Annotated in this window: 11 protein-coding genes; all 11 read left to right on the top strand. The window is 34.0% G+C overall.

Translation table 11 applies throughout. The annotated features are described in order from the left end of the window. The first annotated feature begins 78 nt into the window (after positions 1-78). The 11 genes from ileS (at position 79) to rimO (ending at position 14,172) form a co-directional block, all read left to right on the top strand. Positions 79-3,198: an isoleucine--tRNA ligase gene (ileS, locus tag C7381_RS05700; protein ID WP_116480234.1), complete on the top strand. Its 3,120-nt coding sequence runs from the start codon at positions 79-81 to the stop codon at positions 3,196-3,198. Beyond that, positions 3,198-3,962 (top strand): peptidylprolyl isomerase, encoded by a 765-nt coding sequence (locus C7381_RS05705; RefSeq protein WP_116480235.1) that lies wholly within the window; start codon positions 3,198-3,200, stop codon positions 3,960-3,962. The genes ileS and C7381_RS05705 overlap by 1 nt, the downstream gene beginning before the upstream one ends. Position 3,963: 1 nt before the next feature. Further along, positions 3,964-5,298, top strand: a complete 1,335-nt coding sequence (locus C7381_RS05710; protein ID WP_116480236.1) for a GTP pyrophosphokinase — start codon at positions 3,964-3,966, stop codon at positions 5,296-5,298. Between the two features lie 223 nt (positions 5,299-5,521). Then, positions 5,522-5,866, top strand: a complete 345-nt coding sequence (locus C7381_RS05715; protein WP_116480237.1) for a DUF1292 domain-containing protein — start codon at positions 5,522-5,524, stop codon at positions 5,864-5,866. A 74-nt stretch (positions 5,867-5,940) separates the two neighbouring features. Further along, positions 5,941-6,360 carry a hypothetical protein gene (locus C7381_RS05720; RefSeq protein WP_116480238.1) on the top strand — a complete coding sequence of 140 codons (420 nt, stop codon included), beginning with the start codon at positions 5,941-5,943 and terminating at the stop codon, positions 6,358-6,360. 21 nt (positions 6,361-6,381) lie between these two features. Beyond that, the gene (locus tag C7381_RS05725; protein WP_116480239.1) at positions 6,382-6,930 is read left to right on the top strand and encodes a DUF6648 family protein; all 549 of its coding nucleotides are present in this window, start codon (positions 6,382-6,384) and stop codon (positions 6,928-6,930) included. Between the two features lie 106 nt (positions 6,931-7,036). Next, positions 7,037-9,241 carry a polyribonucleotide nucleotidyltransferase gene (locus C7381_RS05730; protein ID WP_116480240.1) on the top strand — a complete coding sequence of 735 codons (2,205 nt, stop codon included), beginning with the start codon at positions 7,037-7,039 and terminating at the stop codon, positions 9,239-9,241. Between the two features lie 10 nt (positions 9,242-9,251). Next, positions 9,252-9,683: a dUTP diphosphatase gene (gene dut / locus C7381_RS05735; protein WP_034547016.1), complete on the top strand. Its 432-nt coding sequence runs from the start codon at positions 9,252-9,254 to the stop codon at positions 9,681-9,683. Further along, positions 9,680-10,495, top strand: coding sequence for an undecaprenyl-diphosphate phosphatase (locus tag C7381_RS05740; protein WP_116480241.1), 816 nt, complete (start codon positions 9,680-9,682; stop codon positions 10,493-10,495). The genes dut and C7381_RS05740 overlap by 4 nt, the downstream gene beginning before the upstream one ends. Positions 10,496-10,505: 10 nt before the next feature. Beyond that, entirely contained in the window at positions 10,506-12,860 is a 2,355-nt protein-coding gene (locus C7381_RS05745; RefSeq protein ID WP_116480242.1) for an FtsK/SpoIIIE family DNA translocase, read from the top strand. Then, a complete protein-coding gene (gene rimO, locus C7381_RS05750) occupies positions 12,850-14,172 on the top strand; it encodes a 30S ribosomal protein S12 methylthiotransferase RimO (protein WP_116480243.1) in 1,323 nt (440 codons plus the stop codon). The genes C7381_RS05745 and rimO overlap by 11 nt, the downstream gene beginning before the upstream one ends. Position 14,173 lies beyond the last annotated feature (1 nt).

Consider the following 14,173-nt stretch of genomic DNA (forward strand, 5'->3'; position numbering starts at 1 on the left):
AGGTGGTACCGCGGATATGTAAATTCGTCCCTCGATTATTTTTATAATAATTGAGGGATTTTTTGTTAGGAGGTAAAAATGACCAAATTTGGACCATTAGATAATTCATCGGTCAATGAGCGAGAACTCAAAATAATAGATTATTGGAATAAAATTGATTTATTGCATGAGTCTGAAAAGATAAGAGAAGGTAATGAAAAGTTTGTGTTTTTTGAAGGCCCGCCGACTGCAAACGGCAAGCCGGGCATTCACCATGTTGTAAGTAGAACATTGAAAGATTTGACATGCAGATACAACATTATGAAAGGAAAGCACGTTCAAAGGAAAGCAGGTTGGGACACACACGGACTTCCTGTTGAAATTGAAGTCGAAAAAAAATTGGGACTTCACAACAAGAAGGACATTGAAGCATACGGCGTTAAAAAGTTTAACGAAGAATGTAGAGATTCCGTTTTCCAATATGAATCACTTTGGAGAAAGATGACGGAAAGAATGGGTTATGAAATTGACCTCGACAATCCGTATGTAACTTTCCACAATGATTATGTTGAATCTGTATGGAATATTTTGAATAAAATGTTTAAAGATGGACTTTTGTATGAAGGACACAAAATTCTTCCATATTGCCCAAGATGTGGAACGGGACTTGCATCGCATGAAGTTGCACAAGGCTATGAAAACATAAAAACAGTAACTTGCTATGTTAAATTCAAAAGAGCAGACAAGGACAATGAATATTTCATTGCATGGACCACAACTCCTTGGACACTTCCTTCAAACGTTGCACTCGCTGTTCATCCGGAAGTTTCGTATGTTAAACTTCATTTGAACGAAACAGGCGAAGATTGGTGGATGGCAGAATCTCTTGTATCTTCAGTTATGAAAGATGTTACAGATGATTATAAAATCGTTGAAACCGTCAACGGCACAAGCCTTGAAAAAATCGAATATGAACAATTGATTCCGATGATAAAGCCGGACAAAAAAGCTTTCTATGTAGTTCTTGCCGATTATGTTACAACTACCGATGGTACCGGTATTGTTCATATCGCTCCTGCATTCGGTGAAGACGACTATCAAGTTGGAAAAAAATATGATCTACCTGTTTTAAATCCTGTAAATGACGAAGGAAAATATAGCACAGGATTCTGGGACGGAATGTTTGTTTTTGATGCAGATCCAAAGGTTCTTGACTATTTGAAAGAAGAACATAAAATTGTTAAAAAGCAAAAGGTTGAGCATAATTATCCGCACTGCTGGAGATGCCACACACCTTTAATTTACTATGCAAAGCCGTCATGGTATATAAATGTAACTTCGTTTAAAGACAAGCTTATCGAAAATAACAACGGCGTAAAATGGTTCCCTGATTTTGTTGGACAAAAACGTTTTGGAAACTGGCTTGAAAATTTAAACGACTGGGCACTATCCAGAAACAGATATTGGGGCACTCCGCTTCCAATTTGGAAATGTGAAGAATGCGGCGAAATCACAAGTGTCGGCAGTAGAAAAGAACTCGTCGAAAGGTCCATTGAGGATATCGACGAAAGTATCGACCTTCACAGACCATATGTTGACGACTGTCACATAAAATGTGAAAAATGCGGCGGCAAAATGACACGATATAAAGACGTTATTGACGTTTGGTTTGACTCGGGTGCAATGCCGTTTGCACAACTTCACTATCCGTTTGAACATAAAGACGATTTGGATGAATATTTCCCGGCAGATTTTATTTGCGAAGGAATTGACCAAACTAGAGGATGGTTCTACAGTCTCCTTGCAATTTCAACATATATGACCGGAAAAGCACCTTATAAGAATGTTCTTGTTAACGATTTGGTGCTTGATAAAAACGGCAAAAAGATGAGTAAGTCAAAGGGAAATACTGTTGACCCATTTGAAATCTTTGAAAAATACGGCGCTGACGTTGCAAGATTCTATGTTATCTATGTAAGTGTACCTTGGCTTCCTACAAAATTTGACGAAGACGGACTAAAAGAAGTTGAATCAAAATATATCAGAACTCTAAGAAATATTTATACATTCTTCTCACTTTATGTTGAAAGTGAAAAGAAAAATCCGGAAGAAATTAATATTCCGATTGAAAAACGCGACGAACTCGACAAGTGGATCATCTCAAGATACAACAGTTTGATTAAACTTGTAGAAGAAAATATAAAAGAATTCGAGCTCACAAAGATTTCAAAAGCAATCATCGACTTTATAGTTGAAGATCTTTCGAACTGGTATATCAGACGCAGCAGAAGAAGATTCTGGGGTGAAGAAGGGGATTCAAAGGACTCAGCTTTCAGAACCACATACGAAATTTTACTTGGTCTTACAAAGCTCGTTGCCCCTATAACTCCATTTATTGCAGAAGAACTTTTCCAAAAATTGACCGACAAAAAGAGCGTACACTTGGAAGATTATCCGGAATACGACGAAAAGCTTATCGACAAGGAACTAGAAGAAAAAATTGACTTGGTAAGAAACATCGTTTCACTCGGAAGATCTGCGAGAGAAAAGGTTAACATCAAAGTTAGACAACCGCTTGAATCGATAGTCGTCGATAATAAATATAAGTCAATAATTGCGGATTTGGATTCACTGATTAAAGAAGAACTTAACATTAAAGAAATCGACTATGAATCCGATGTAAGCGAATTTATGATTTTTGACTTGAAGCCGAACTTTAAAGTTGCCGGCCCTTTAATGAGTAAAGACATCTCAAAGTTTGCCAAATATTTGAAAGAAGTCAATAAACACGACTTTGTTAAAGAAATCGAATCAAATTCCATGGACATTTCACTTGATGGGACAGATTATAAAATTGACAAAGAATTCGTCGAAATCAAAGTTGATGCAAAAGAAGGGTATGACGTTCAACTTGAAAACGATTTATATGTACTTTTAAATACGCATCTCACAAAAGAACTTCTTGATGAAGGATATATGCGTGAATTCGTTTCAAAGATTCAACAAGAAAGAAAGAATTTGGACTTGGATGTTTCCGACAGAATTGAGATTAAGGTAGAAGCTGACGATGAAGTCAAATATGCACTTGAAAAATATATTGACACAATCAAATATGAAACGCTTGCAATAGATGTTTTATTTGAAAATTTGAATGGGGTAGAATCAACAAAACTTAATGACAAAGAAATTAAGTTTGAAATAAAAAAAGGAGATAAGTAATGACAGAAAAACAAGAAACAAAAGATATTGTAATAGCAAAAGTTGGAGACAAAGAAATCAAAAATAGCGATTTTGCGTTATTTTTACAATCAATTGATCAAGGTGTTGTAAGGCATTTTATGAACCAACCTGATGGATTTAAGACAATTCTCGATGAACTTGTAAATCAAGAATTAATGCTTATTCTTGCAAAAGAAAAGAATTATGAAAATGATGATGATTTCACAAAAACTCTTGAAATGACAAAGAATAACTTGTTAAAGAGTTATGCTTATCAAAAGGTTATAAACGAAGCTGCTGAACCTTCCAATGAAGAAATTGAGAAGTTCTTAAGTGAACATAAGAGTGATTTTGACAGACCTTTTGTAAATGCTTCACATATTTTGGTTAAAACTGAAGAAGAAGCTAATGAAGCAATCAAAAAGCTTGAAGAAAAATCATTTGAAGAAGTTGCAAAGGAAATGTCAACATGTCCTTCAAAGGACAATGGCGGAAACTTAGGCGATTTCACAAAGGGTCAAATGGTAAAGGAATTTGAAGACGCTGTGTTTAATATGAAAGAAGGCGAAATTTCAAAACCTGTAAAGACTCAATTCGGCTATCATGTCATTAAGCTTAACAAAATCAATTCAGTTCAAAAGCCTGACGATGACACTGTAAGAGAAGAAGCAAAGAAAGAGCTCATGAGACAAAAACAACTTGAACACTACAAAGAAGTTGTCGAAGAGTTAAAGAAGAATACAAAGGTTGAAATTTTAGTCTAAAATGCAACTCGATATTTTTGAATTTGTCGAAAGTACGGCAAATTTGCTAAGTGAAAAGTCAGCTGAACTTAAAAAAATTGAAGAGGAACTTGATACCTTTTTTTCAAAAACTTTCTTTACAAAAGACCACTTTATTGACGTTAAAACACGTGTAAAAGCTGAAGACAGTCTCAAAGAAAAGATTTTACGAAACAACTTGTATCTAAGCTATGGTAATCCGGAGATGCTTTTAAGACATCTCTCGGATATCATAGGCGTTCGAATTGAATGTAGATTTATTGACGACGAAAGGAAAATATTCAACGAAATCGCAAACCTTTTTAGAGTAAAATCAGAAAACGGTTACTATCATTCTTTTTTGAATGATCATATTTTCCTTGATATGGATGAAAAACAACCGACTCTCCAGAAGAACGGATTTGGAATTTATAAAATTGACGGAAAATATATTAACGGCAATATAAATTATTGTTTCGAACTTCAAATAAAGAGTCTTGTAAATGTTTTTTGGGGAGACATTGACCATAAAATTCTTTATAAAAACTTCAACTATAGTTTAACAGAACGTTTTATTGTTGACGTTATGGGCTCTATCAAAGAAAATCTTGAAATGATTGATAGAGAGCTGATGCTCTTGTACAATCATATAAATGACAATGCAAACAATTCCCAAGATGCTATAAAAAGCGAAGTGAAAGTTATACTCTCCAAGAATCTACACGATATATATTATAAAAAGCTTCGTCACGATCTCGGTTTTACAGTAGACTTCAGAAGCTCCTGTGATTCGATTATTGATTATCTCTTTATGAAAACCGAAGGTGTAGAAGAAGTTTACATGTCGGAATTCTTACGCCTTTTAAAGAGAATGAAATTTCTTGAAAGCCAAACTATAGATTTTCAAAAACATGTAAAATTCCCAGAAAAAGTCTTGTACACAGATCCATTTACAAGAAAAATAGGTGAACGATTAAAAGAAATAATCCGAAAGGATTTTAATTGGAGTCTGTTCTTTAGAATTCTTTTTGACATCGAAGAAGGGGATTCATCTGAAATTATCAGCGAATTATTGACATTTATAAGAAATAAATACTATGAAGTCATTCTTGTTGCACTTGCAAATCAAGAAATTGGAGAAAAAATAAAATCAGATATAATAAATTTCATAATGGATTATATTTCGAATGATTTTGTTGAAAACAGCTCAATTAACTTTGTTTCAGAGCAAAATATCTCAGATGTGCATAACAAAATTATAAAAGCAATGGGCGAAGTTATCGACTTATGGGATTTAGAAGAAATAAAAAAATCACTGATTGAAAATTTCAATGCATAATAGCGACATTTAAAATATATAAATCTAAATTTAACAATCAATTATATCAAGTTTGTTTGAATAAAATTAACTTGAATGATATAATCAAATAGGATATGTATTTAAATTTTTACAGTTTAGCTTAAATTATTTTAATAAGCTTTAATTAAAACTGTAAAAATTTGCATAAAAATATATTTGCAGTGGTATATATCACATACAAATAAAATCTCGGAGGTTTAAAATGGACGAACATAAAAAACATCATAATGATGATGAACACGAATGCACTTGTGGATGTGGATGCGGATGCCATGACGAAGATGAAATGGTTGAATATGATACTGTAAACATCACATTTGAAGATGATAAAGAATCGGAATGTGCTGTACTTGACCAATTCAAAATAGGGGAAAAAGAATATATGGTACTTTTACCACTAGAAGACAATGAAGAAGAATTGGTTTATATTTACAGATATACAGATGATGAAAACGGTTCTTTCACACTCGATGTAATCGAAGACGAAGATGAACTTGATGAAGTTTGTGATAAATTTGAAGAAAGAGCTGAATTAAACGAAGAATAGGTGTTTAATTCTTATTCCAATTGGGTATTACTTTAATATAAAAGAGAAATAACTCGAATTTAGAGGAGGTCATTATGGTAAAATTTATTTTGGGTGCTAAGGGAGCAGGAAAGACAAGATGGCTTATTGAAGGAGCAAACAAGGAAATCGAATCAGGCAACGGAAATATTGCTTTTGTGGACGTTGATGATGAACATATCTTCACATTGAAACACGAAGTAAGACTTATAAACGCAAAGGACTATGGCGTTGAAACACTTCCGGAACTCTACGGATTTTTGAGCGGAATGCTTGCAATGGATTTCGATTTGGAAAAAATTTATATTGACAGTGTCTACAAAATTATTCCAATCAAGTCGGAAAATCTTTCATCTGTTTACAATGAACTCGAAATTATCTCAAAAAGATCAGAATGTGACATTTATATAAACGTTGATTTTAGTTTAGACGAAGTTCCTGAAGAAATGAAGGAAAATGCAATTGAGGTAAAATAGTCTATTAGAAAGGACTAAAATATGTACTACAGAAAAAAGGGTCTGTTTGAAAGTTTTTTTGAAAATAGATCCTTTTTAATAATGCAACTTGAAAATGGAGATATGGATAAACCCACATTCATAAGAGAAAATTATGATTTTCTATTAAGAATCGGTGCAACTCCATTTGCAAGAGTTAATTCAATGGAAAAAGGCATTTTTAACTACCAATACTACAATATAATGGCGAAATATTATAGAAGTGTTGCCATCGATTTGGAAAAAAGAGGAAAACATCCTCGTGTAGCACTGAGCTATAGACATAAATCTGATGATCAGTATCACAAAAAGAATTTGGATATTTCATATATGCTAAATTTAGTTGAGTTTGAAAATGTTGAAGCCTATTATGTAAAATCAAAAAGCAAATTTTTAAAAGATAAGCTTTATGAAATTGTTTTTCGCGATTATGACAAGGCTATTTTTCATTCAACTGCAGATTGGCTGCTCAATGTTTTAAAAGATAATAATTGTTTTATAGAAGGTAAGAGAAAAAGTCTTATTGATGACTATATTAATGCCAGATATTAATTCAAAGATTATGAAAAAAGATATTTATTCATAATCTTTTTTTTATGAAAAATTAGGTATTTTGACTAATTTGTGTTATAATAAATATGAGAATTAAGGAGGAAATATGGAGAAGATATTTAAATTCGACCTGGCAGGTCGAGAGCTATCCGTTACCATCGGTAAATACGCAGAACAAGCCAACGGAGCTTGTATGGTAAGATATGGAGATAGCGTTGTACTTGTTACAGCAACAAGTTCTAAAACACCGAGAGAAGGTATAGACTTTTTCCCTTTGAGTGTTGATTACGAAGAGAAATATTATGCTGCCGGAAAAATTCCGGGAGGTTTTATTAAGAGAGAGGGAAGACCGAGCGAGCACGCTGTTTTAACATCAAGACTGATTGACAGACCGCTAAGACCGCTTTTCCCTGAAGGATATAGAAATGATGTGCAAATTATAGCAAGTCTACTTTCAAGTGATCCGGATGCCTCATCTGAAATCACAGCAATGATTGGCTCTTCAATTGCACTATCCATTTCAGATATTCCTTTTGACGGACCGACAGGTGCTGTTCAAGTAGGATATATTGATGGAAAATATATTATTAATCCTACAAAAGATGAGCTTGAAAAAACAGATATAAATCTTACGGTTGCAGGAACCGAAGAAGCTATCATGATGGTTGAGTCAGGCTCTTTTGAAGTGTCTGAAGATGAAATGCTTGATGCAATCATGACAGCACATGAAGAAATAAAGAAAATATGTAAATTTATTGATGAAATAAAAGAAGAAGTCGGAAAAGAAAAACAAGAATTTACACCGTTTGTTATAAAACCTGAAGTTTTAAGTACAATTAAAGAAAAATACGGACAAGATTTATATGACGCAATGAATAATGCTGACAAAAACGTTCGTGTAAAATTAACTGATGAAGTTACAGACAGAATCAAATCTGATATGTCTGAAATTTTCCCTGAAGAAGGTTTAAGTATCAATGCTTCAATCGATAAACTTCTTTATAACGAAGTAAGACGCGAAATTTTGGAAGATCACATCAGACCTGACATGAGAAAGTTTGATGAAATCAGACCGCTATCAGCTGAAGCCGGTATCTTACCTAGAACACACGGTTCCGGTCTCTTCAAGAGAGGTCAAACGCAAGTATTAAGTATTGCAACTCTTGGTGTCGGATCAGACGCTCAAATCATTGATGGAATGGATGATGAATACGAAAAGAAATATATTCACCACTATAACTTCCCGCCATATTCAGTCGGTGATACTAGACCATTAAGAGGACCTGGAAGACGTGAAATCGGACACGGTGCACTTGCTGAAAGAGCACTTGTTCCGGTAATTCCAAGCCAAGAAGATTTTCCGTATACTATCAGAGTTGTTTCTGAAGTTTTAAGCTCAAACGGAAGTTCATCACAAGCAAGTATATGTGGTTCAACACTTGCTCTTATGGATGCAGGTGTTCCAATTACAAAACCTGTTGCAGGTATTGCTATGGGTCTTATTACCGATGAATCCGGTGAAAAGATGGCCATTCTTACTGATATCCAAGGTCTTGAAGATCACTTGGGAGACATGGACTTTAAAGTTGCCGGAACGAGAGATGGTATTACTGCTCTACAAATGGATATAAAGATTAAAGGTGTAAGCCGTGAAATCCTTTCAGAAGCTCTTGCAGCAGCACACAAAGCACGCATGCAAATACTTGATGTTATACATGACGCTATAAGTGAGCCTAGAGCAGAAATTTCAAAATATGCACCACGCATAATTAAGCTCTATATCGATCCTGACAAGATTAGAGATGTCATCGGACCTGGCGGAAAGGTAATAAACCAAATTATTGCAAAAACAGGTGTTAAAATTGACATTGAAGATGACGGAACAGTTCTTATTGCAAGTGCCGATTCCGAAATGGGCAACGCAGCAAAACAAATTGTGCTCGATATTACAAAAGAAGTTGAAGTTGGAGAAATTTACACCGGTAAAGTTACTAAACTTATGAAATTCGGTGCATTTATCGACGTTCTAAATGGTAAAGAAGGTCTTCTTCACATTTCAAATATTGATTACAAGAGAGTTGACAAAGTTGAAGACGTATACAAAGTTGGCGATGTAGTAGAAGTAAAGGTTATCGGAATCGACGATGAAGGCAGAATTGATTTATCAAGAAAAGCACTTCTTCCAAAGCCGGAAGGTATTGAAGAAGACGACAATAAGAATCAAAATAGACACTCCGACAAACACAGAAACAATCAAGGTCCGAGACGTTCAAAACGTCATGAAGACAGAGAGAAAAATTCAAATAATTAAAGGTGATTAAATGGAAGTCAAAATTATTAACAAAAGCAATAATGCACTTCCTGAATATCAAACAAGTGGAGCTGCTGGAATGGATATTCGTGCATTCGTTCCAAGCGACATCAAAATAAAGCCCGGAGAAGTAAAGTTAGTTCCTACCGGGCTTTATCTTGAAATTCCGAAAGGTTATGAAATTCAGGTGAGAGCAAGGTCGGGCCTCGCTCTTAAAAACAGTATCGGCGTAGCAAACGGTATCGGAACTATCGATTCTGATTACAGAGGTGAATTGTGTGTAATTTTGGTCAATTTCGGTCAAAATGAATTCGTTGTAAAAAACGGGGATAGAATCGCTCAAATGGTGCTTAATAAATATGAACCTATCGAGTTTGTTGTAGATGAAGAATTATCTTCCACTGAAAGGGGTGAAGGGGGATTCGGTTCCTCCGGCGTATGATTGAAATTTTAAAAATGATACTTATGGGAATTATACAAGGAACTTCCGAGTTTCTCCCAATTTCAAGCTCCGGTCATCTAGCTGTTTTAGAAAGAGTTTTGGGATTCGAGGAACCTGGACTTTTTATAGCTCAAATGCTCCATTTTGGCACATTTTTATCCGTTTTATTTGTATTTAGAAAAGATGTTTTAAATCTTATAAAAGAGTTTATAAATTTAATTATAAATATTGTTAAAAGAGATAATACAAAAATTAACGGTGAACAAAAAACCGCTTTATATATTATTCTTGCAAGCATTCCAACCGCGATAATAGGCATAGTTTTTAAGGATACTTTTGAAAGTTTTTACAGCAATATGAGATTTATAAGTGTGATGTTCCTTATAACTGCTGTTCTACTTTATTTCACAGATTATTTTTTAGGCAATAAAAATATATATGATGTTAATATTTTTGGACCTATCGGAATTGGAATGGTTCAAGGTCTTGCAATATTGCCGGGCATTTCGAGAAGTGGATCAACCATTTTTGCCGCAACAAGCATAGATATAAAGAAATCTGAAGCTGCGAAGTTCTCATTTTTACTTAGCCTTCCTGCAACATTTGGTGCTTTTATTTTTGGAATAAGAGACATGATTAAAGTTGGTGAAAGTGCAAGCTTTTCGCTCCCTCTTCTTATAGGAGTTATCGTTTCGTTTGTTGTTGGTGTTATATCTTTAAAGTTTTTACTTAATTTAATCAATAAAAACAAACTAAAATATTTTTCAGTATATTTGCTAGTTATAGCAATAATAACATTTTTTATAAAGTGATGGTGATTTTATGTCAAATAGAGGAAAACGACCGAAACAAAAGAATAATAAAAATGCTTTATCCAAAGAGCAAAATCTTATTTATTTAGGTATTTGCCTTTTTTTGCTGAGTTTCTTTCTAATTCTATTTATGACATTTGAAAACACCGGAATTGTTGGAAGATTTGTTAGCTCATTTTTAAAAGGACTTTTCGGTTGGTATGGAAAACTTATTCCTTTTATAATTATGCTTATATCATTCGTACTTTTGTTTAGAAAACTTCGAGAAAAGAAAAAAACATATATAGTTCATATTTTAATATTATCGATTCTATTTATGGTATTTATGGATGGGGTGAACGTGCCTTTTGATAATTTTAAAGGACACATGAGTAATACTCTTGAAGCAGCTTCAGAGTTTAAAGGTGGAGGATATATAGGAGGGATTGTTTCGCATCCTATAAGAGCATTTTTGGGAGATACCGGACTATTTATATTCCTAGCCGTAGTGCTTTTAATTGAACTTTTCTCGATGTTTAATCTAAAAAAAGAACAACTTGTTGAAGGCACAGAAGTCTGTGTAAACAAAATTGAAGAAAAAATTTCAAGTGGATATTCCAAAATCAAAGAAAGACGTCCGATTGTTAATCCTGACAAAGCTCTAAGAGACAAAACCAAAGATGTTTCTAAAATAAAAGACGACTTTGAGAAAGATATAATTTTTGAAGATGAAAATGATTCATTTAAAGAAACCGAAAATAGAACTCCACTTATAAATACTTACAACGAATTTCCTGAAGATGAAAAGGAAGTTGTGATTGAAAAAGAAGAACCTCAAGAAAAAGTTGAGGTTCCGCTTTTTGAAGAAAAAATTAAAACAAATGAAGATACCGAGGCTGCTCAAATCACAATGATCGACACCAATGCAAACGATGAAGAAATTCAAAAATATGAATTTCCACCGATTTCTATTTTAAAAAATTCTAAAAAGATTAAGAACATTAATACATCTTTATTGAATGAAAAAGCTAAAATCATTGAAAAGACATTGGCAAGTTTTGGTATTGACGTTACAGTTGAAAACATTAATAGAGGTCCTACTGTAACAGTATATGAACTTAAACCGGCAGTTGGGGTTAAGATATCAAGAATTGTAAATTTACAGGATGATTTATGCCTTGCACTTGAAAGTCGCGATATAAGAATTGTCGCTCCAATTCCAGGAAAGAGCAGGGTAGGGATTGAAACACCTAATGATGAAAAAGACGTATTATCATTAAAAGAAATGCTTGTTTCAGACGAATATAAAAATTCTGAGGATAAGACATCTGTTGCTCTCGGAAAAGATATTGAAGGTAAAAATATAATTACGACAATTTCAGATATGCCTCACCTTTTGATTGCAGGAGCGACAGGTTCAGGTAAAAGTGTTTGTATAAACTCTATTATTTTAAGCATTTTATATAAAGCTGAACCAAAAGACGTAAAGCTTCTTTTGATTGACCCGAAAGTTGTTGAGCTCTCGGTATATAACGGTATTCCACATCTTTTAATCCCGGTCGTTACAGATGCAAAAAAAGCAAGTGCTGCACTTCAGTGGGCAGTCACCGAAATGGAAAAAAGATATGCTCTTTTCGCTCAAAACAATGCACGTGATATAAGAGGATACAATGAAAAAGCAGAACTCGATGATTCTATGGAAAAATTGAAACAAATAGTTATTATCATCGACGAGCTTGCGGATTTGATGCTTGTTAGCGGAAAAGAAGTTGAAGAAAGCATTTCAAGACTTGCACAAATGGCAAGAGCTGCGGGAATGTATATCATAGTTGCAACACAAAGACCGTCTGTTGACGTTATTACCGGAACTATTAAGGCAAATATTCCATCTAGAATTTCTTTCGCTGTAAGTTCACAAATTGACTCTAGAACAATTCTCGATATGGCGGGTGCTGAAAAGCTACTTGGAAAAGGGGATATGCTTTTCTTACACAGGTCCCAATCGAGCCCTGTAAGGTTACAAGGACCATTTGTTTCAGACCATGAAATCGAACAAGTAGTTAAATATATTAAAGAAAACAATTACGAAAATCAATATAATACAAATATTCAAGATGAGATAAAATCCGGGGGCACGCAGTCGAGCGTAGACGGAGAATTTGAAGATGAGCTTTTTGAAGATGCCGCACTTCTTGTGGTTAAAGACAATCAAGGAAGCATTTCATATTTACAAAGAAAATTAAGAATAGGTTATTCCAGGGCCGCAAGAATTATCGACCAAATGGAAGCCATGGGAATAGTTGGACCAAGTGAAGGCAGCAAGCCTAGAAGTGTGCTTGTTTCTCTAAATGAGTTGGATGAGGTGTTACACAAAGATGAAGAATAAAGACAATGTATATTTTTTAACTCTCGGATGTTCGAAAAATGATATAGACACAGAGGTAATGATTTCTATTTTGGATAAGAACTTATACAATGTGGTCGAAACCCCTGAGATTGCCGACATAATTGTTGTGAACACATGTAGTTTTATTCTTGACGCAAAGACTCAATCAATTGAAACCCTTTTTGAACTTGCCGAACTAAAAAAGCAAAACCTTAAATATTTGGTTGTTGCCGGATGCCTGGGTCAAAGATATCCGAATGATTTGCTAGATGAAATTCCTGAGCTTGATGCAATTATTGGAACTGGTGAAATTGAAAAAATTAATTCTGTCTTTGATGATATTAAAAATGGAAAAAGAGAAGCGTATGTTGGCAATATAAATTCACCTTATGTTGAACACTCAAAAAGGGTAGATTTTAAAACTACACAATTTGTTAAAATATCGGAAGGATGCAACAATCATTGCACATATTGTATAATTCCGGAACTTAGAGGAAGGATGCGTTCGCGTCCTATTGAAAATATATTGGATGAAGTCCGTTATTTAGCTGAACACGGCACAAAGGAAATCATTTTGATTGCACAAAACACAACCGACTACGGCATGGATATATATGGAAAAAAATCGCTTGCAAAACTTCTAAAAGTGCTAAACGATGTTGAAGGAATCACATGGATAAGAGTGCTTTATATGTATCCGGAAGGGTTTAATGACGAACTGATTGATGCAATAAAAACATGCGACAAGGTGTGCAAATATGTCGACATGCCACTTCAACACATAAATGATCAAGTTTTAAAACTTATGGGTAGGCGTATTACAAAAGCCGAGACTTACAACTTGATTGAAAAACTTAGACGTGAAATTCCGGATATAGTCATAAGAACAACGTTGATTGTCGGATTTGTAAACGAAACTGAAGAAGCTTTTTTAGAACTTAAAACTTTTATTAAAGATGTTAAACTCGACAAAGTAGGTGTATTTCAATATAGTTTGGAAGAAGGCACGCCTGCATATAAACTCGGAGATAAAGTCTCCGAAGACGATAAAGAAAGACGATGGAATGAAATTATGAAACTTCAATCCGAAATTTCATTTAATAAATTACATTCGAAAATTGGTAAGAACTACAAGGCTCTTATCGAAAAAAAGACTGATGATTCTTACGTCGGAAGGACTTACATGGACGCGCCTGGAATAGATGGATTAGTTTATATAAATTCACATAATATGTTAAATATAGGCGACTTTTATGATATAATAGTAAAAGATAATAATGAATACGACATTTATGCCGAGGAGGTAAATTAAT

The sequence above is a fragment of the Ezakiella coagulans genome, assembly GCF_003096635.1.
GTDB lineage: Bacteria > Bacillota > Clostridia > Tissierellales > Peptoniphilaceae > Ezakiella > Ezakiella coagulans.

Excerpts from the sequence above, each read along its gene's own strand:
- ileS (WP_116480234.1), top strand. The coding sequence starts at position 79 with ATGACCAAATTTGGACCATTAGATAATTCATCGGTCAATGAGCGAGAA.
- C7381_RS05705 (WP_116480235.1), top strand. The coding sequence starts at position 3,198 with ATGACAGAAAAACAAGAAACAAAAGATATTGTAATAGCAAAAGTTGGA.
- C7381_RS05710 (WP_116480236.1), top strand. The coding sequence starts at position 3,964 with ATGCAACTCGATATTTTTGAATTTGTCGAAAGTACGGCAAATTTGCTA.
- C7381_RS05715 (WP_116480237.1), top strand. The coding sequence starts at position 5,522 with ATGGACGAACATAAAAAACATCATAATGATGATGAACACGAATGCACT.
- C7381_RS05720 (WP_116480238.1), top strand. The coding sequence starts at position 5,941 with ATGGTAAAATTTATTTTGGGTGCTAAGGGAGCAGGAAAGACAAGATGG.
- C7381_RS05725 (WP_116480239.1), top strand. The coding sequence starts at position 6,382 with ATGTACTACAGAAAAAAGGGTCTGTTTGAAAGTTTTTTTGAAAATAGA.
- C7381_RS05730 (WP_116480240.1), top strand. The coding sequence starts at position 7,037 with ATGGAGAAGATATTTAAATTCGACCTGGCAGGTCGAGAGCTATCCGTT.
- dut (WP_034547016.1), top strand. The coding sequence starts at position 9,252 with ATGGAAGTCAAAATTATTAACAAAAGCAATAATGCACTTCCTGAATAT.
- C7381_RS05740 (WP_116480241.1), top strand. The coding sequence starts at position 9,680 with ATGATTGAAATTTTAAAAATGATACTTATGGGAATTATACAAGGAACT.
- C7381_RS05745 (WP_116480242.1), top strand. The coding sequence starts at position 10,506 with ATGTCAAATAGAGGAAAACGACCGAAACAAAAGAATAATAAAAATGCT.
- rimO (WP_116480243.1), top strand. The coding sequence starts at position 12,850 with ATGAAGAATAAAGACAATGTATATTTTTTAACTCTCGGATGTTCGAAA.